Origin of the sequence: Ensifer sp. ENS02, from assembly GCF_014851885.1 — a bacterium.
Lineage (GTDB): Bacteria > Pseudomonadota > Alphaproteobacteria > Rhizobiales > Rhizobiaceae > Ensifer > Ensifer adhaerens.
The window spans coordinates 104,355-120,206 of the sequence record NZ_JACVAO010000002.1 but is presented as its reverse complement, the minus strand read 5'-3'; the positions used below and the strand labels follow the sequence as shown (position 1 = coordinate 120,206).

Sequence of the window (15,852 nt, the reverse complement as noted above, 5' to 3'; positions counted from 1 at the left end):
CACCGGCGACAACGCGCCTGGGCCCCGTCCTCTTATCTCGGTTATCAGTCGGCGCTGCTGTCGAAGGTCTTGTCTTGCCTGTGCCGTCGCGTGCGCTGGATGCGGGCATAAACGGCCCGGTTCGCCTTGATCGCCCTTTTTGCCCTCACGACGAGGTGATGCCGCAGGCCTGCGAGCCGGCCGGCGAACGTCACCGGCAACACGATGTCGCGCAGCGGTGTCTCGATCGTGCACCAGGAGCGTTTGTAGGGCTGGTCGCCGACGCCGAAATCGAACAGGCGCACGCCTTCCCCCGATAGGCGCTCGATCATGCGGTAAAATAGCAATTCACCCGGGCTGGCATCGCCGGCCAAAGCTTCGTCGATCGACCCGAACTGGCAGATCACGTGATCTGCCTTGCGGGAAAGTCCGGCGACGGCGACGATGCGGCCGTCGTTTTCGCCCCGCAGGCGGATGGCATTGAGTTCCATGAGTTGAACGTCGTCGCCCATACGGGCGGCGAGCTCATGGAAAAACGCCTGCGTTTCCTTGTCCTGGAAGACATCGGGAAGGCCGAGCGCAGCAAAACGCGTCGCCTTCTGCCGAAAGAAGGTATCAAGCAGCGCGTGGGCCTCGTCACCCGTACGCGCGACCACATAGTCGTAGCCGCCCGTTTCAGCCAGCCGTCGCTCGGAAATGCGCATCTTCTTGCGCCGCCGCTTGGCGTTGAGCTGGGCCAGTGTCGGCTGAATGCCACCGAGAAGGGGAAGCTGAAACGACGGGTTGGGATTGGCAACGCCCGAAAGCAGCGCGAAGGGGCTGGGGGCGCCGCGCCAGTCACTCGGTAGACGATCGAGCATGACGATGTCGGCAAGGCCGCGCAGTGCGCCACAGATGGCGCGGGCAAGCGCGTCGGCAAGCGCGGGCGTGCTGATGATCGCCGCGGCGTTGGGGGCAAAGAGCCCGGTGTTGAGGTTGCTATGCTCGGTTCCGATCAGCTTTGCCGTTCGAAACAAGCGTCCGCGCGCCACTTCCAGCGGCAGGACGAGCAGGAGTTCGCCGTCGAAGGTAACGCGCAGAACGGCCAGGTCGCTGACATGGGTCGCAGCCCAGGCGCTGCACCATTGATAGGCATGATGCAGCGAGTTCTCAGGAAGACCGTCGAGCACGCGCCACTCGGTTTCGAGCGCCTCCATATTGCGGTGAAGCGAGATTTCGAAGCGGCCGGCGGCATCGGTCGGATCTGCACGCAAGGACGCGTGCGCGCGGCGGTCGCCGGAGCCGTCCATGGTGAGTTCCGAGTTCGTCATCGCAGGTGCCGTCCGGTCCTTGTTGCGGAGAGATTGAACCTCAAGCCCGCTACGATCGCTTTAATTCGGGAATACTTATGAAGCCGATTGGGAATAACCGGCGAACGCGGTTAGCAAAGCGTGAAGCGAGGAATGTGAAGCGCGCGCAAAATTCAATCGAGAAAGCCGGTGGCCAACGCCTTTGCCCATTCCATGCGGTTGCGGCTGGCCGCAAGCTGGGACATTGCCATCCAGTCATAGGGGACATTGCGGAAGGTGACGTGCCACCCCGAGGCCGATTTCTCGATGATCGCGTAGCGGGCGTCCGGGGAGCCCGCTTCGACCTTGTGCGGCACCGGTTGGTCGTCGTCATACCCGGGGCAGCCGACGCTGCCGGGATTGACGACGAGGCGGCCGTCGGAAAGCCGCACGGCGCGCTGGATATGGGTGTGGCCGCAGAGGATAACCGGATAGTCGACGCCGGCTGCTTTCGCTTCGATGGCCGAATGCTGCGCCATGTGGACGGTGCCATCGGCCGTCAGGGCCTCCAGCCAGTAGGTCTCGTCATCGGTCGGCGTCGCATGGCACAGGAAGAACGCTTCCTCGTGGACGTGTGCGACGGGCAGGGTCGCCAGCCATTCGCGGTGCTGCGGCTGCAATTGATCATAGGCTGCGCGATCAGATTGCCCCATTTCATGCGGATCCATGGTCAAAAGATAGCGATCGTGATTGCCGCGGATCGAAAGGATCGCCCTTTTGATGAGGATGTCGGCCGTGCGTGCGGCATTGAGGGGGCCGCTCAGATGGTCGCCAAGATTGACGATATCGGTGATCCCTTGCGCATCGATGTCGGCGAGCACCGCTTCGAGCGCAAGGTCGTTGCCGTGGATGTCAGCGAGAACTGCAAGTCGCATGGGCGTCCCCCCGAATGGCTACCGGATTGAGGATCAACGATCCTTGGCGGGTTTTTCCATCCATTTGATGATCAGCATGGCCGGCAATATCCAGAGCAGGCCGGTGAAGAAGAAGTAGGCCAGATGCACGTACCAGGGGGCAGCGCCGAGCAGCAGCGAGGCGAAGGTGACGGCGGCCAGCGCATAGACGACGACGAGGATGATGATCAGGATCGTGCCGATCAGCTTTCTGAGGCGTACGGGCATTTCATATCTTTCACATGGGCAAATGCGCGCGGAGCGGCCGCGACCGCATGCCGCAAAGGTTTCGGCCTTGTTTTGCATGCCGCTCTGGTGCAAATCAACGGCTTTCCTGAAGGTGCGACCGTTGATCCGTCCGGTTGCACCGCCGACAACCCTGCGACACCAGAGGGAACATGATGGCCGGCGTCGAAATGGCGACTGAACAAATGCTTCGAAACGAGATCGGCAGGACCGACCGCAACCGCCGGCAGATCCGCGGCTGGCTGGCAGTCGTGCTGTTCACCCTCTTTGCCCTGGTGCTCGTCGGCGGCGCGACGCGGCTTACCGAATCGGGCCTCTCCATCACCGAGTGGAAGCCGATCCATGGCGTGATCCCGCCGCTGACGGTCGCCGAGTGGGAAGAGGAATTCCAGCTCTACCAGCGCATTCCGCAGTATCAGCAGATGAACAGCAGCATGACGGTCGACGAGTTCAAGACGATCTTCTGGTGGGAATGGGCGCACCGTCTGCTTGCCCGCACCATCGGCCTGATCTTCGCGTTGCCGCTTGCCTATTTCTGGTTCACCGGAAAGGTCGAGCGCAAGCTGCGCATGCCGCTGCTCGGTATCCTTGCGCTTGGCGGTTTCCAGGGGTTCATCGGGTGGTGGATGGTTTCATCGGGCCTCGTGGAGCGCACCGAGGTCAGCCAGTACCGGCTTGCGACGCATCTCGTCATCGCCTGTCTGATCTTTGCCGCCTGTATGTGGATCTTCCGCGGGCTGAGCGCGCATTCGAATGACACGGCGCCCACCGACCGTTCGCGCAAGATGGCGGCGATCATCGCCATCTTCAGTCTGTTCCAGATCTATCTCGGCGCGCTCGTCGCCGGTCTCGATGCCGGCTTCAGCTACAACACCTGGCCGCTGATGGATGGCGCGATCATCCCGCAGGACCTGTTCCTGCAGCAGCCCTGGTGGATCAACCTGTTCGAGAACCCGAAGACGGTCCAGTTCGTCCACCGCATTGGCGCCTATGTGCTCTTTGCCTTCGCACTGATGCACATGATTGCCTCGCTGCGGGCCGCACCCGAAACCACCCATGCGCGCCGCGCCGTGCTCCTGTTCCTGCTCGTCTCGGTGCAGGCGGTGATCGGCATCACCACGCTGGTGCTGCAGGTGCCGGTCGGCTGGGGCGTGGCGCACCAGGGTGGCGCGCTTGTGGTGCTTGGCTTTGCCATCGCCCACTGGCGCGGTTTCTACGGCGAGTATCCGCGGTCGACGGCGATCGAATTGCGCGACTGACGCCGGACGAGCTCCGGAAAAAGAAAAGACCCCGGCGAGCGGCTCGCCGGGGTCTTTTGTTTTGAGCTCAGTGCCGATCAGGCCGACAGCATCAGGTCCATGTTCTGGACCGCCGCGCCCGAAGCGCCCTTGCCGAGATTGTCGAGCAGGGCGACGAGGTTCACATGGTTGCCGCCAGGGGTGCCGAAGACGAAAAGCTTCATCGTGTCCTTGCCGGCAAGCTCGGTGGCGTCGATGCGGCCGAGCTTTTCACTCTCCTGGAGCGGCACGACCTCGACGATCGACTGGTCGGCATAATGCGCGACGATTGCAGCATGGATCGTCTCCAGCGTCGTGCCGGCGGCGAGGTCTTCGAGATAGAGCGGCACCTGGACGATCATGCCCTGTGCGAACTTGCCGACCGAGGGCGCAAAGACCGGTGCGCGGTCGAGCAGCCCGTGCATCTTCATCTCGGGCACATGCTTGTGCTTGAGCGTCAGGCCGTAGAGGAAGTGCGGTGCGCTGATGTGATCCGCATTGGTCGCGTCTTCCATCTGCGCGATCATCTGCTTGCCGCCGCCCGTGTAGCCGGAGACCGCGTTGACCGTCACCGGATAGCCGTCCGGCAGGATGCCGGCCTGGCGCAGCGGCCGGATCACGCCGATCGCGCCGGTCGGATAGCAACCGGGATTGGCGACGCAACGGGCGCTGCGGATCTTCTCCGGCTGCGCCTTGTCCATTTCGGCAAAGCCATAGGCCCAGTCGGGCGCAATGCGATGCGCGGTCGACGTGTCGATGATGCGGACCTTGTTGTTGCCCGAGACCATCGAAACCGCCTCGCGCGAGGCGTCGTCCGGCAGGCAGAGGATGGCGATGTCTGCTTCGTTCAGAAGATCTTCTCGCATCGCGGCGTTGCGTCGTTCCGCTTCCGGAATGGAAAGCAGTTCGAGATCGCTACGGCCGGCCATGCGCGTGCGGATCTGCAGGCCCGTGGTGCCGTGTTCGCCATCGATGAAGATCTTCGGTTTCATGATTTTCCCGTTCTGCCAGACAGTTAGAAGCCGTTCCGGAATCATTCTGGCATAGAATTGAATCAATTTCTCAACGGGCCGGCGGAACGCCGCCAAACCCACCTGTTCCTATATAAGCAGCGGCCATTCACCGCAACGGCAGCGCTCAGCGAAGCGGCGCACGCTCGGCAAGCTTCTCCGCATGCAGGCCCAGCATATACATCGCGACCGTCGCACCGGCGATTGCGGTGACGTCGGCATGGTCATAGGCTGGCGCCACTTCGACGACGTCGCTGCCGACCACGGTCAGCGCTCCGAGCTTGCGCAGGACAGAGAGGATCTTGGCACTCGACGGGCCGCCGGCGACCGGTGTGCCGGTGCCAGGCGCGTAAGCCGGGTCGAGGCAGTCGATATCAAAGGTCAGATAGGCCTTGCGCTCGCCGACCTGCCTTATGATCGTCTCGGCGATCTTGCCAGCGCTCATCTCTTCGACGTCGTAGCCATACAGAATGCGGATGCCGCAATCCTCAGGCGCGTGCGTGCGGATGCCGATCTGGATCGAGGCATCTGTATCGATCAGGCCCTCGCGCGCCGCACGGCCGACAAAGGAGCCGTGGTCGATGCGCCCGCGTTCATCCGGCCAGGTATCCTGGTGGGCGTCGAACTGGACGAGGGCGAGGGGGCCGTGCAGAGCCGCCTGCGCCTTCAGGATCGGGTAGGTGACGAAGTGGTCGCCGCCGAGCGTCTGCAGATAGGCGCCACTCCTGATGATCTTGGTCGCTTCGCGTTCGATCGTTGCCGGCGTCTTCGAATGATTGCCATAGTCGAGGAGGCAGTCGCCATAGTCGACCGTCGCCATCTCCGCGAAGAGATCGCGGTCGAACGGGTACTGCGGATCGTTGTCGAAGATTGCCGAGGCGCGGCGGATCGCCTGCGGCCCGAAGCGCGCGCCGGGGCGGTTCGAAGTGGCGGCGTCGAAGGGAATGCCCCAGACGACGGCATCGACACCCTTCAACTGCTTCGAATATTTGCGGCGCATGAAGGAGAGAATCCCGGCATGGGTCGGATCGGACGCCGCCGATGTGAGTGAGCGCGCCGTCAGCGCATGATCGATCGTCCTGTTCGCCATATCCCGCCTCTGCCTCGGAGCCGGAAAGCGCGCATCCTCTGCGCGCATCCCGCTCAAACCTGTGGTGGCGGAAGGTTGGACAATCGTTGCCGGCAAGGCAAGGCCCTGCCGGCCGTTTCTTCGGCGATTACGAGGCCTTGGCTTCGTAGGTCGGGGCGAAATCGCCAAGCGCCTTGGCTTCGGTGATGCGCGCGGCGATATCCTCTTCGATGATCGTTTCCAGCTGGGCGAAACTGTCGATCACGTAATAGATCGGCTGGACGATATCGATGCGATAGGGTGTACGCAGCACAGTCATCAGGTCGAACGGGCGGAACTCGACGCCTGGAGTTCCCATCGCATTCCGTGTCTCGTTCGGCGAAGACACGATGCCGGCGCCATAGCAGCGGCGGCCCTTCGACGTGTTGATCAGCCCGAACTCGACGGTGAACCAGAAGATCCGGAACATGTGCCAGGAATAGCCCTTGCCGAGCGAAACCGCCTTTTCGCCGAAGCGGCGGACGAAATTGGCGTAGCTCTGGTTGGTCAATAGCGGGCAGTGACCGAAGACCTCGTGGAAGATGTCGGGTTCTTCGATGTAATCGATATGCTCGCGGCGGCGAATGAAGGTCGCCAGCGGAAACTTGCCTTGGGACAGCAGTTCGTAGAAGCGGGACGGCGGAATGAGGGCGGGAACACCTTCGACACCGAAGCCGGTGGTTTCGGCAAGGCGGCGGTTCACGTCCTTCAACTGCGGCACGTGGTCAGGGCCGAGATCGAGCGTCTTGGCGCCCTCGAGGTATTCGTCGCACGCCTTGTCGGCCAGAAGCTTCATCTGCCGCTGGTACAGTTCGCCCCAGATTGCATCTTCTTCCGGGGTATAGTGATAGGTGCCGTCCGGTTCCGGCAGTTTGGCCGTGTAGCTGCTTTCCTTCGTCATGACGTCTCCTCATTCGTCAGATGAACTCTCCTGTTGCAATTGTATCGCGGATGGAGCGAGTATTTGTTCCACACTTGCCAGGTTGACGCCTGATCCCGGGAGGAAAATTCGAAATGCCTGCTGATGTGAAAGAAAGTCTTCAGCCCGTGCGAAAGCTGCTGCGGCTCATTCAGGCCGATAGCGGCCAGTCGCTCTCCGATCTCGCGGAGAAAGCTGGCATGTCGCAAAGCTCGGCCTGGCGGCGGCTGCAGGAACTGGAGACGGATGGCGTCATTCGCAAGCGCGTGGCGCTGCTCGATCCGGCAAAGCTCGACCTGAAACTCTGCATCATCGCCCATGTGACGCTCGAAGATCATCACGACGAGGCGATTGCCGCCTTTTCCGCCGTCGTGCGCGACCGGCCGGAGATCATGGAGTGCTACGCTCTATCTGGCACATTCGACTACATGCTGAAGATCCGCGCCAACGACGTCGAAAGCTACGATACCTTCATGACGCGCTATCTGATGCGCAATCCCCATGTGCGCACCGTGGTGTCGAGCTTCGTCCTGCGCGAACTCAAGTCGACGACGGAGTTGCCGATTTAGCCCGCTTGCCGGCGGCGACCGTGCGCAGCCGCAGAACTAGGGGCGTTCGAAACCGTATTGGCGCTCGATCTTGCCCACACGAACCTGATAATCCTCGTACCAGCGCTCGCGGCCGAGGCGCTGGGCCGTCAGGTGGCGGACATTGTTTTTCCAGGCCGCGATGCTCTCCTCATCCGCCCAGTAGGAATTGGTTAGGCCGAAGCCGTCGGCGCCGCGCACGCTTTCGAGACCGAGAAAACCCGGCTGCTCGCGCGCAAGTCGCTCCATTTCGTCTCCCATGTTGTCGTAGCCGTGGTCGCCTGCGGTGCGCCGCGAGGCGAACGTGACGATGTAATAGGGCGGCTCTGGGGTCTTGGCGACGGGGGAGCTTGTCATGCTGTGCCTCGAGGGTTCGACGTTGCGGGAAACGGTGGGGCGGATGATAACAAAAAAAGGCGGAGCAAAGCCCCGCCTTCCAAGTGTCGCAGTTGAAGCGATTAACGCTTCGAGAACTGGAACGAACGACGTGCCTTCGCACGGCCGTACTTCTTACGCTCGACCACGCGGCTGTCGCGGGTGAGGAAGCCACCGCGCTTCAGGACCGAGCGCAGGCCCGGTTCGAAGTAGGTGAGTGCCTTGGAGATGCCGTGACGAACGGCACCGGCCTGGCCGGAAAGACCACCGCCAGCAACGGTCGCGTCGATGTCGAACTGGCCGTCACGGGCAGCAGCGACGATCGGCTGCTGCAGGATCATCTGCAGAACCGGACGGGCGAAGTAAGCCGCGTAGGGCTTGCCGTTGATGGTGATCTTGCCGGTGCCCGGCTTGACCCATACGCGGGCGACAGCGTCCTTACGCTTGCCGGTCGCGTAGGAGCGACCCTGGGCGTCGACCTTCTTGACGTGAACCGGAGCAGCCGGTTCCGCGGTCGTGGCGATTTCCTTGAGAGCGGAAAGGTCAGCCATTATCAGGCGCTCCTTGTGTTCTTGCTGTTCAGCTTGGCGACGTCGAGGACGGCCGGCTGCTGTGCTTCATGCGGGTGGTTGGCGCCTGCGTATACGCGCAGGTTCTTCATCTGGCGACGGCCAAGCGGACCGCGCGGAACCATGCGCTCGACGGCCTTCTCGATGACGCGCTCCGGGAAGCGGCCTTCGATGATCTGGCGCGCGGTGCGCTCCTTGATGCCGCCGGGGTAGCCGGTGTGCCAGTAGTACTTCTTGTCGGTGTACTTCTTGCCCGTCAGAACTGCCTTCTCGGCGTTGATGACGATGACGTTGTCGCCGTCGTCAACATGCGGGGTGAAGGTAGCTTTGTGCTTGCCGCGCAGGCGGTTTGCGATGAGGGAAGCGAGGCGACCAACAACGAGGCCTTCGGCGTCGATGATGATCCACTTCTTCTCCACCTCTGCAGGCTTCTGAACGAAGGTTGCCATATCAAAAATCTTTCTTTGGACCCGAGCGGCGAACCGCTGGGCGTTTCTTGTTGCTTGGTTTTGTCCAGTTTCCCGGGCAAAAGAGAAAGCGGCCCTCAGAGGACCGCGATCTGCGGCAGCTTATACGCAAGTGCGAAACAAGCGTCAAGAACGCGAAATCTGCGGCATGGAAATAAAGATAAGCAAAAACAATATGTTATATGTATGGTATTTTGATACCACAAATTATCGCGGCGGAATCGAATAGGTCGCTGTGGCATGCGCAACGAGGTCGTCGTCGCCAACCTTGACGATCGACGCGTCGAGAACGGCGAGCCGCTTGCCGAGTTTGAGGATGCGGCAGGTGCATTCGAGCGGTTCCGGCTCGGGCTTGCGCAGGAAGTTGATGTTGAGATTGGTGGTGACGGCAAGCGCAACCGGTCCGATATGGGCGATCAATGCGATATAGGCCGAGACGTCCGCGAGCGCGAAAAGGGTAGGGCCGGAAACCGTGCCGCCTGGCCGGATATGCCGTTCGTTCGGGTCGAGCCGCATGGTGGCAAAGCCGGGTCCAACAGCCGTGACATGGAAGACCTTGCCGTCGGTATGGACCTGCGGGAAATCTGTGTCGAGAAATCGGTTGAGGTCGTCGACGGTCATGATCGGCTCGATGGTCATGCATTCTGTCCTTCAACATGTCTGTCCGTCACCTGAAACCGGCTGGTGGCCGGACGCAAGGCGGAAAATGGTCGTAGGCGGAATGCGTCACCGGGGTGTGCCTGTCGGCTTGCACGGCACGCGTCGCCGGCGTACCACCAACCAAATTCAAGTTTCAGGAGAAGAAGATGGCCGACGTCGTGTCGTTCAAGAAGGAAGAGCCGAACGGCCTGCTGCTGCGTGAGCAGTCTGGGCCCGTCTTGCGGCTGACGCTCAACAACCCGCCGGCCAACGTGCTGTCGATCGCCATGATGGAGGCGCTGCACGCCGAGTTCGATGCGGTCGCCACCTCCAAGGACATCAGGGTCGTCGTGCTCGCCGCCACGGGCAAGCTGTTTTCCGCCGGTCACGATCTGAAAGAAATGACTGCGCACCGCGAAGACGACGACCGCGGCAGGGCCTTCTTCGAACGGACGATCCGCCTCTGCGGCGATCTCATGCTGAAAATCACCCGGCTGCCGCAGGCCGTCATCGCCGAGATCGATGGTTTGGCAACGGCAGCTGGCTGCCAGCTAGTCGCAAGCTGTGACCTCGCGATCTGCACCGACAGCTCCACCTTCTGCACGCCCGGTGTCAATATCGGCCTCTTCTGCTCGACGCCGATGGTCGCGCTCACGCGTGCGGCACATCGCAAGCAGGCGATGGAAATGCTGCTCACCGGCGAGACCATCGACGCTTCGACCGCCAAGGATTTCGGTCTCGTCAACCGCATCGTACCGCAACAGTACCTGCGCCAGGTGGTCGACAAATACGCAGCAGTCATTGCCTCGAAGTCGCCACAGGCGCTGAAGATCGGCAAGGAGGCCTTCTATCGCCAGGCGGAGATGGACCTGCCAGAGGCCTACGATTATGCCGTCGGCGTCATGGTCGAGAACATGCTCGCGCGTGATGCAGAGGACGGTATCGGCGCATTCCTCGGCAAGCGCATGCCGGAATGGAAGGAAGACTGACGCTCAGGCGAGCTTCAGGAGCAGGGCGCCGAGCGCGATGACGCAGGCCGCTGCGATGCGCCAGACGCTGACCGGTTCCTTGAGGAACACGACCGAGATCACCACGGCAAAGAGGATCGAGGTCTCGCGGAGTGCCGCGACGGTTGCAACCGGCGCCTTGGTCATCGCCCAGAGCGCCAAGCCATAGGCGCCGATCGAGCCGGCGCCGCCGATGAGGCCCCGCCACCAGTTCTTGTAGACGTGGCGGGCGACCGGCTTGATGCCGCGCCGGGCAAAGGCCCAGGTGAAAAGCAGAACCGGCGGCAGCAGCGCCATCCACAGCGTGTAGGAGATCGCATTGCCCGAGACGCGCGCGCCGATGCCGTCGACAAAGGTGTAACTTGCGATGACGCAGGCATTGAGCAGCGCAAGCACGATCGCGTTCTTGCCGCCCTTGCGCGACTCGAAGGCGAGCGTCAGCACCCCGGCAGAGATCGTTAGGATACCGATCATCGTTCCGAAGGTGAGCTTTTCGCCGATCAACGCCCCACTGGTCATCGCGACGATCAACGGCGCCGCTCCGCGCATCAGCGGATAGACAAGGCCGATGTCGCCGGCGCGATAGGATGCGGCGACGAGCTGGAAATAGGCGAACTGGAACAGTGCCGAAACCAGGATGTATGGCCACGCTTCCGGTTTGGGCAATGGCATGAACGGCAGGAAGGGGATGGCGACGGCTGCGGCCCCGAGCGCGATCATCGCAGCGTCGAGCGACTTTTCCGTTCCCGCCTTGACCAACGCATTCCAGGTCGCGTGCAACAACGCCCCGAACAGGACGAGCGCAATGACATCAAGCGGCAAGATTGAAACCTCGGAAACGGTGTAGCGGGCGTTGAGACGCTTGTCGCGCCGCACGGGCGCAAAAGCAACCGGAAAGTCTTGCGGAAGCGGCAATCTTTGGCGGGGGACGAGCGGGCCGCACGGTTGACTTGGCCGGCCTCGCCATCATTATACGACCGTTTAACACGAACGGATCCGAAGCTGCAGATGAACCACGACGCTTACCCGGACTATTATCTCGCAGACATCCTGCGCGAGACCAAGACGATCGCCCTTGTCGGCGCTTCGCCGAATCCTGAGCGTCCGAGCCATCGGGTCATGGCGTTTCTGCTGCGCAAGGGCTATCGGGTGATCCCGATCAATCCCGGGCATGTCGGCAAGAGCATCCAGGGCCAGGCCGTGGTCGGCCGGCTCGCCGATATCAAGGAGCCGATCGATATGGTCGACGTCTTCCGCGCTGCCGACGCCCTGCCGGCGCTCGTCGACGAGATCCTCGCGTTGGAGACCCTGCCGAAGGCGATCTGGGGCCAGCTCTCCGTGCGCCATGACGGCGCTGCGGCGAAAGCGGAAGCCGCCGGCATCAAGGTGGTCATGGACCGCTGTCCGGCGATCGAGTATCCACGCCTGATCGGCTGATCTCGGGCGGCACATCGCCGGCGGACCATACAACCGTCAGTTCTTGAAAAATCCTCTTTGACCGCATGCGAAGGCTCTGGAATAGTGCCGCGGCTTGCGCGTGCAACTGCGCAGGTTCGATAGCGGTTCACGCGTAGATTCAAGGTGATAGAGCGTCTCCGGCGCGCCGGTTGGCGGCCGCGCTCTGGTCACGGGAGGGACGAAATGACGAAAGACAATCCTGGTTTCAATACGCTCGCAATCCATGCGGGGGCGCAACCTGACCCGACCACGGGTGCACGGGCGACGCCGATCTACCAGACGACGAGCTTCGTATTCAACGACACCGACCATGCGGCGGCACTCTTCGGCCTCCAGCAGTTCGGCAACATCTATACCCGCATCATGAACCCGACGCAGGCAGTGCTCGAAGAGCGTATTGCCGCGCTCGAAGGCGGCACGGCGGCGCTCGCCGTCGCCTCCGGCCACGCCGCACAGCTCCTCGTCTTCCACACGATCATGAGCCCGGGCGACAATTTCATTGCCGCCAACCGGCTTTATGGCGGCTCGGTCAACCAGTTCGGCCACGCCTTCAAGTCCTTCGACTGGCAGGTACGCTGGGCCGACCCTGCCGATCCGGCTTCCATTGAGGCGAAGATCGATCGGCGCACCAAGGCGATCTTCATCGAGAGCCTCGCCAATCCCGGCGGCACCTTCGTCGATATTGCCGCCATCGCCGAGGTTGCCCGCAAGCACGACCTGCCGCTGATCGTCGACAACACCATGGCCACACCTTACCTGTTGCGGCCGCTGGAGCATGGCGCCGATATCGTCGTGCATTCGCTGACGAAGTTCATCGGCGGCCACGGCAACTCCATGGGCGGCGTCATCGTCGATGGCGGCACCTTCGACTGGTCGAAGTCCGGCAAGTATCCGATGCTGTCCGAACCGCGTCCGGAGTATGCCGGCGTCGTGCTGCATCAGACCTTCGGTAACATCGCCTTCGCCATCGCCGCGCGCGTCCTCGGCCTGCGCGACTTCGGTCCGGCGATCTCGCCGTTCAATGCCTTCATGCTGGTAACGGGCTCCGAAACGCTGCCGCTGCGCATGCAGCGCCATTGCGACAACGCACTTGCGGTCGCCAAGTGGCTGAAGACGCACGACAAGATTTCCTGGGTCAACTATGCCGGGCTGGAGGACGACCCGAACCACGCCCTGCAGCAGCGCTATTCGCCGAAGGGCGCCGGTGCCGTCTTCACCTTCGGGCTAAAGGGTGGCTACGAGGCGGGCAAGCGTTTCGTCGAGGGGCTGGAAATGTTCTCGCACCTCGCCAATATTGGCGACACGCGCTCGCTCGTCATTCACCCAGCCTCGACCACGCACCGCCAGCTGACGCCCGAGCAGCAGGTGGCGGCCGGCGCCGGCCCTGACGTCGTGCGCCTGTCGGTTGGCATTGAGGATGTCTCGGACATCATCGCCGATCTCGAACAGTCGTTGGCAAAGCTTTGAAACACTAGCTGCGAAGGGCGCGCCAGCGCGCCCTTCGCAAGGGTGCCAAGATGACGAATATGCAGAAGTTTGACCTGTCCACCGCCGAGGCGGAAATCGGTACGCCTGCGGCCGACCGGCTCATCTCAGGTGCGCCGCAGTTCAAGACCTGGAACCTTGAAGAGGCCGAAGGTGGTCTCTATGCCGGGGTCTGGGAATCGACGCCCGGCAAATGGCGGATCGTCTACGAGGAGTGGGAATACTTCCACATCCTCTCAGGCTATTCGATCGTCACGCAGGATGGCGGCGAAGCGGCGCATCTGCGCGCCGGCGACAGCATGATCCTGCGTCCCGGCTTTGAGGGCACCTGGGAGGTCGTGGAGACGACCCGCAAGGACTATGTCATCCGTCTGTGATCGCTGGGGCACCGGAGATCAGTCTTCGGTGCTCGTCACCAGACGAGGTCGAGGCGTTCCAGGCCGTGAAAATGGAACGCGTCCTTGACCTCGGGCTCGTTCTTCAGCCGCATGTTCGGCAGGCGCTGAAACAGAATAGGCAGCGCCAGATTGAGCTCCAGCCGGGCAAGCGGCGCGCCGATACAGAAATGCAGGCCCGCTCCGAAAGAGACATTGGCGCCTTCGTCGCGCGTCGGCCGGAACGCGTTCGGTCCGGTGAACTTCTTCGGGTCCACGTTCGCCGCTCCGAGCAGCAGGCCGATCTTGTCGCCCTTTCGCAGAGTGACGCCTTCATCGAGTTCGATATCCGAGAGCGCATAACGCTGGAAAATATGCAGCGGTGCCGCAAAGCGCAGACACTCCTCCACCGTCAGCGCGGTTGCCGTCTCCGTGGCAAACAGGTCTTTCGCCGGAAGCCCGGATTGCAGGATTGTCTTCACCGCGTTGCCGATCTGGTGCACGGTCGCCTCGTGACCTGCGTTGAGGAGGAGGGCGGTGGTCGAGACCAGCTCCGCCTCCGACAGCCGCTCGCCATCCTTTTCCGAGGTAATCATGTGCGTCAGCAGGTCGTCTGCGGGGGTGCGGCACTTCTCGGCGATGATGCCGCGCAGATAGTCGGCAAAATCTGCGGAGGCTTGGTTAGCGTCGAGTTCGGTCTCGTAGCTCGGGTTGAAGACATACATCCGGACCATGCGATGCGACCAGTCGAGCAGATCGGGCGCCGCTTCGACGGGAATGCCGAGCATGCGGGCGATGATCGTCACGGGAAGCGTTTCGGCAAAGCTTTTCAGCAGTTCGACCTCGCCGTCATCGGCAAAGCCGTCGATGAGGGCATGCGACAGTTGCTCGATGTCCGGCCGGAGCTGTTCGATCTGCCGCGAGACGAAGGCCCGGTTGACGAGCGTGCGCAGCCGCGTGTGCGCCGGTGGTTCGAGTTCCAGCAGCGAATGCTCTTCGAGCGCGTCGAAATCCTTCAGATGCGGCTTCGGCAGCGGCAGGCCGAGTTCGTCGCGTGTCGCCACATGCAGTATCTGCCGGCCGAAGCGTCGGTCGCGCAAAAGCGCGTTCACCAGGTCGTAGCCGGCGAAATACCATTGCTGACGTTCCTCCCAGAAGAAGGCCGGGCACTGCGCATGGATCTCGGCATAGGCTGCGAGCGGATCACGGTAGAAGGCTGGATCCCGCGCGTCGATGGAAACGCGCCTCCGCGTGCGGTCGATGGAAATGGCAGGCATGGCAGCGGCTCTTCGCGGACTTCAATGTCCCTATGTCTAAGGGAACCGCGGTTCGGCCGGCAAGGACGGATATCGGCACCCGCGGCCATCAGGGCGTTGACAGCACGTGCCATGGCGGCCAATCTCTGCTGGCTGCGTAGGGCGCATCGGCAGAGGGCTGAAAGGGCAACGCCCGCCTACGGAACACAGACCGTAGTTGCGCCCATGCCAAACCTTGAAAACCTGAAGAAGCAGGCGAAGCAATACCTCAGATGGCATCGCGACCAATACTATCCGGTCGCAGCCGAGATCAGGGCTGCCTTGCCGCGCTTCCGCGATCTTGACGACGAGACCATTCTCAAGTCGGAGTTCAAGCTCGCCGACGCGCAGGAACTGATCGCGCGTCAATCGGGGTTCGACAGTTGGCAGGCGCTCAAATCAGGAGCCCTGACAATGACCATGCAATCCAAACCCGCCACACCGCAGCCGGTGCTGCAATCGACAGCCGCGCAGTTGTTCGTTGCCGATATCAGCGCCGCGTGCGACTTCTTCACAGAGAAGCTCGGCTTTGCGGTCGATTTCGTCTACGGCGATCCGCCCTTCTATGGGCAGGTGATCCGGGACAATGCTCGGCTCGCTCTGCGTCTCGTCTGCGAACCCGTCTTCGTCGGCGACATCCGGCAGCGCGAGCACCTGCTTTCCGCCTCCATCGCCCTCGATACCGCCAATGACATCAAGCAATTGTTCCTGAGCTACCAGTCGGCCGGGGTCTTTTTTCACCAAACGTTGCGCACGGAACCCTGGGGCGCACGGACGTTTATCGTGCTCGATCCCGACGGAAATCTGATCCTGTTTGCAGGGCCGGCAGATTGAAC

19 protein-coding genes are annotated in these 15,852 nt (G+C 62.2%); 7 read left to right on the top strand and 12 right to left on the bottom strand.

Features of this window, described 5'->3' with window-relative positions; all coding sequences use genetic code 11:
* Window positions 1-44 precede the first annotated feature (44 nt).
* The 3 genes from IB262_RS05035 to IB262_RS05025 all read right to left on the bottom strand — a co-directional run bounded on the left by IB262_RS05035 (window position 45) and on the right by IB262_RS05025 (window position 2,428).
* Complete coding sequence (locus tag IB262_RS05035; RefSeq protein WP_246802595.1) at window positions 45-1,268, bottom strand: GNAT family N-acetyltransferase; 1,224 nt, start codon at window positions 1,266-1,268, stop codon at window positions 45-47.
* A 173-nt stretch (window positions 1,269-1,441) separates the two neighbouring features.
* Window positions 1,442-2,182, bottom strand: coding sequence for a metallophosphoesterase family protein (locus IB262_RS05030; protein ID WP_112975694.1), 741 nt, complete (start codon window positions 2,180-2,182; stop codon window positions 1,442-1,444).
* A 33-nt stretch (window positions 2,183-2,215) separates the two neighbouring features.
* Complete coding sequence (locus tag IB262_RS05025) at window positions 2,216-2,428, bottom strand: DUF2842 domain-containing protein (RefSeq protein WP_034804246.1); 213 nt, start codon at window positions 2,426-2,428, stop codon at window positions 2,216-2,218.
* 173 nt (window positions 2,429-2,601) lie between these two features.
* On the opposite strand from IB262_RS05025, the gene IB262_RS05020 reads away from it, so the two are divergent.
* Complete coding sequence (locus IB262_RS05020; RefSeq protein WP_060606641.1) at window positions 2,602-3,705, top strand: COX15/CtaA family protein; 1,104 nt, start codon at window positions 2,602-2,604, stop codon at window positions 3,703-3,705.
* A gap of 77 nt (window positions 3,706-3,782) precedes the next feature.
* Here IB262_RS05020 and argC read toward each other — a convergent pair whose 3' ends face one another.
* The 3 genes from argC to IB262_RS05005 all read right to left on the bottom strand — a co-directional run bounded on the left by argC (window position 3,783) and on the right by IB262_RS05005 (window position 6,742).
* Entirely contained in the window at window positions 3,783-4,715 is a 933-nt protein-coding gene (gene argC, locus IB262_RS05015) for an N-acetyl-gamma-glutamyl-phosphate reductase (RefSeq protein ID WP_112975756.1), read from the bottom strand.
* Between the two features lie 145 nt (window positions 4,716-4,860).
* On the bottom strand, window positions 4,861-5,823 hold the full coding sequence (gene speB, locus IB262_RS05010; RefSeq protein WP_112975693.1) for an agmatinase: 963 nt from the start codon (window positions 5,821-5,823) through the stop codon (window positions 4,861-4,863).
* A 127-nt stretch (window positions 5,824-5,950) separates the two neighbouring features.
* On the bottom strand, window positions 5,951-6,742 hold the full coding sequence (locus tag IB262_RS05005) for a phenylalanine 4-monooxygenase (protein ID WP_034803671.1): 792 nt from the start codon (window positions 6,740-6,742) through the stop codon (window positions 5,951-5,953).
* A gap of 113 nt (window positions 6,743-6,855) precedes the next feature.
* On the opposite strand from IB262_RS05005, the gene IB262_RS05000 reads away from it, so the two are divergent.
* The gene (locus IB262_RS05000) at window positions 6,856-7,329 is read left to right on the top strand and encodes an Lrp/AsnC family transcriptional regulator (protein ID WP_060522181.1); all 474 of its coding nucleotides are present in this window, start codon (window positions 6,856-6,858) and stop codon (window positions 7,327-7,329) included.
* Window positions 7,330-7,365: 36 nt separating this feature from the next.
* Here the strand turns inward: IB262_RS05000 and IB262_RS04995 are convergent, their stop codons facing one another.
* From IB262_RS04995 to IB262_RS04980, 4 genes are all read right to left on the bottom strand, one after another.
* A complete protein-coding gene (locus IB262_RS04995; protein WP_060580878.1) occupies window positions 7,366-7,704 on the bottom strand; it encodes an antibiotic biosynthesis monooxygenase in 339 nt (112 codons plus the stop codon).
* Window positions 7,705-7,805: 101 nt separating this feature from the next.
* Entirely contained in the window at window positions 7,806-8,273 is a 468-nt protein-coding gene (gene rpsI, locus IB262_RS04990; RefSeq protein WP_034803667.1) for a 30S ribosomal protein S9, read from the bottom strand.
* Window positions 8,274-8,275: 2 nt separating this feature from the next.
* Complete coding sequence (gene rplM, locus IB262_RS04985; RefSeq protein ID WP_057252379.1) at window positions 8,276-8,740, bottom strand: 50S ribosomal protein L13; 465 nt, start codon at window positions 8,738-8,740, stop codon at window positions 8,276-8,278.
* A gap of 225 nt (window positions 8,741-8,965) precedes the next feature.
* The gene (locus IB262_RS04980; RefSeq protein ID WP_043611470.1) at window positions 8,966-9,397 is read right to left on the bottom strand and encodes a PaaI family thioesterase; all 432 of its coding nucleotides are present in this window, start codon (window positions 9,395-9,397) and stop codon (window positions 8,966-8,968) included.
* A gap of 167 nt (window positions 9,398-9,564) precedes the next feature.
* Here IB262_RS04980 and IB262_RS04975 point away from each other — a divergent pair, with 167 nt between their 5' ends.
* Complete coding sequence (locus tag IB262_RS04975) at window positions 9,565-10,386, top strand: enoyl-CoA hydratase (protein WP_060580877.1); 822 nt, start codon at window positions 9,565-9,567, stop codon at window positions 10,384-10,386.
* Window positions 10,387-10,389: 3 nt separating this feature from the next.
* Here IB262_RS04975 and IB262_RS04970 read toward each other — a convergent pair whose 3' ends face one another.
* Entirely contained in the window at window positions 10,390-11,226 is an 837-nt protein-coding gene (locus IB262_RS04970; RefSeq protein ID WP_034804240.1) for a DMT family transporter, read from the bottom strand.
* Window positions 11,227-11,412: 186 nt separating this feature from the next.
* On the opposite strand from IB262_RS04970, the gene IB262_RS04965 reads away from it, so the two are divergent.
* From IB262_RS04965 to IB262_RS04955, 3 genes are all read left to right on the top strand, one after another.
* The gene (locus IB262_RS04965) at window positions 11,413-11,841 is read left to right on the top strand and encodes a CoA-binding protein (protein ID WP_034803659.1); all 429 of its coding nucleotides are present in this window, start codon (window positions 11,413-11,415) and stop codon (window positions 11,839-11,841) included.
* Window positions 11,842-12,045: 204 nt separating this feature from the next.
* The gene (locus IB262_RS04960) at window positions 12,046-13,329 is read left to right on the top strand and encodes an O-acetylhomoserine aminocarboxypropyltransferase (RefSeq protein ID WP_034803656.1); all 1,284 of its coding nucleotides are present in this window, start codon (window positions 12,046-12,048) and stop codon (window positions 13,327-13,329) included.
* A 50-nt stretch (window positions 13,330-13,379) separates the two neighbouring features.
* Window positions 13,380-13,724: a cupin domain-containing protein gene (locus IB262_RS04955; protein WP_034803653.1), complete on the top strand. Its 345-nt coding sequence runs from the start codon at window positions 13,380-13,382 to the stop codon at window positions 13,722-13,724.
* A 35-nt stretch (window positions 13,725-13,759) separates the two neighbouring features.
* On the opposite strand, the gene IB262_RS04950 is transcribed toward IB262_RS04955, so the two are convergent.
* Entirely contained in the window at window positions 13,760-14,998 is a 1,239-nt protein-coding gene (locus IB262_RS04950) for a cytochrome P450 (RefSeq protein WP_112975691.1), read from the bottom strand.
* Window positions 14,999-15,202: 204 nt separating this feature from the next.
* Here IB262_RS04950 and IB262_RS04945 point away from each other — a divergent pair, with 204 nt between their 5' ends.
* Window positions 15,203-15,850, top strand: a complete 648-nt coding sequence (locus tag IB262_RS04945; protein WP_034803637.1) for a VOC family protein — start codon at window positions 15,203-15,205, stop codon at window positions 15,848-15,850.
* Window positions 15,851-15,852: the final 2 nt, after the last annotated feature.

Bases quoted from the DNA above. Each gene is read 5' to 3' on its own strand.
- IB262_RS05020 (WP_060606641.1), top strand. From the start codon at position 2,602: ATGGCCGGCGTCGAAATGGCGACTGAACAAATGCTTCGAAACGAGATC.
- IB262_RS05005 (WP_034803671.1), bottom strand. From the start codon at position 6,742: ATGACGAAGGAAAGCAGCTACACGGCCAAACTGCCGGAACCGGACGGC.
- IB262_RS04980 (WP_043611470.1), bottom strand. From the start codon at position 9,397: ATGACCATCGAGCCGATCATGACCGTCGACGACCTCAACCGATTTCTC.
- argC (WP_112975756.1), bottom strand. From the start codon at position 4,715: ATGAAACCGAAGATCTTCATCGATGGCGAACACGGCACCACGGGCCTG.
- IB262_RS04965 (WP_034803659.1), top strand. From the start codon at position 11,413: ATGAACCACGACGCTTACCCGGACTATTATCTCGCAGACATCCTGCGC.
- IB262_RS04995 (WP_060580878.1), bottom strand. From the start codon at position 7,704: ATGACAAGCTCCCCCGTCGCCAAGACCCCAGAGCCGCCCTATTACATC.
- IB262_RS04975 (WP_060580877.1), top strand. From the start codon at position 9,565: ATGGCCGACGTCGTGTCGTTCAAGAAGGAAGAGCCGAACGGCCTGCTG.
- IB262_RS05030 (WP_112975694.1), bottom strand. From the start codon at position 2,182: ATGCGACTTGCAGTTCTCGCTGACATCCACGGCAACGACCTTGCGCTC.
- rpsI (WP_034803667.1), bottom strand. From the start codon at position 8,273: ATGGCTGACCTTTCCGCTCTCAAGGAAATCGCCACGACCGCGGAACCG.
- speB (WP_112975693.1), bottom strand. From the start codon at position 5,823: ATGGCGAACAGGACGATCGATCATGCGCTGACGGCGCGCTCACTCACA.
- IB262_RS05000 (WP_060522181.1), top strand. From the start codon at position 6,856: ATGCCTGCTGATGTGAAAGAAAGTCTTCAGCCCGTGCGAAAGCTGCTG.
- IB262_RS04945 (WP_034803637.1), top strand. From the start codon at position 15,203: ATGCCAAACCTTGAAAACCTGAAGAAGCAGGCGAAGCAATACCTCAGA.
- rplM (WP_057252379.1), bottom strand. From the start codon at position 8,740: ATGGCAACCTTCGTTCAGAAGCCTGCAGAGGTGGAGAAGAAGTGGATC.
- IB262_RS05035 (WP_246802595.1), bottom strand. From the start codon at position 1,268: ATGGACGGCTCCGGCGACCGCCGCGCGCACGCGTCCTTGCGTGCAGAT.
- IB262_RS05025 (WP_034804246.1), bottom strand. From the start codon at position 2,428: ATGCCCGTACGCCTCAGAAAGCTGATCGGCACGATCCTGATCATCATC.
- IB262_RS04950 (WP_112975691.1), bottom strand. From the start codon at position 14,998: ATGCCTGCCATTTCCATCGACCGCACGCGGAGGCGCGTTTCCATCGAC.
- IB262_RS04960 (WP_034803656.1), top strand. From the start codon at position 12,046: ATGACGAAAGACAATCCTGGTTTCAATACGCTCGCAATCCATGCGGGG.
- IB262_RS04955 (WP_034803653.1), top strand. From the start codon at position 13,380: ATGACGAATATGCAGAAGTTTGACCTGTCCACCGCCGAGGCGGAAATC.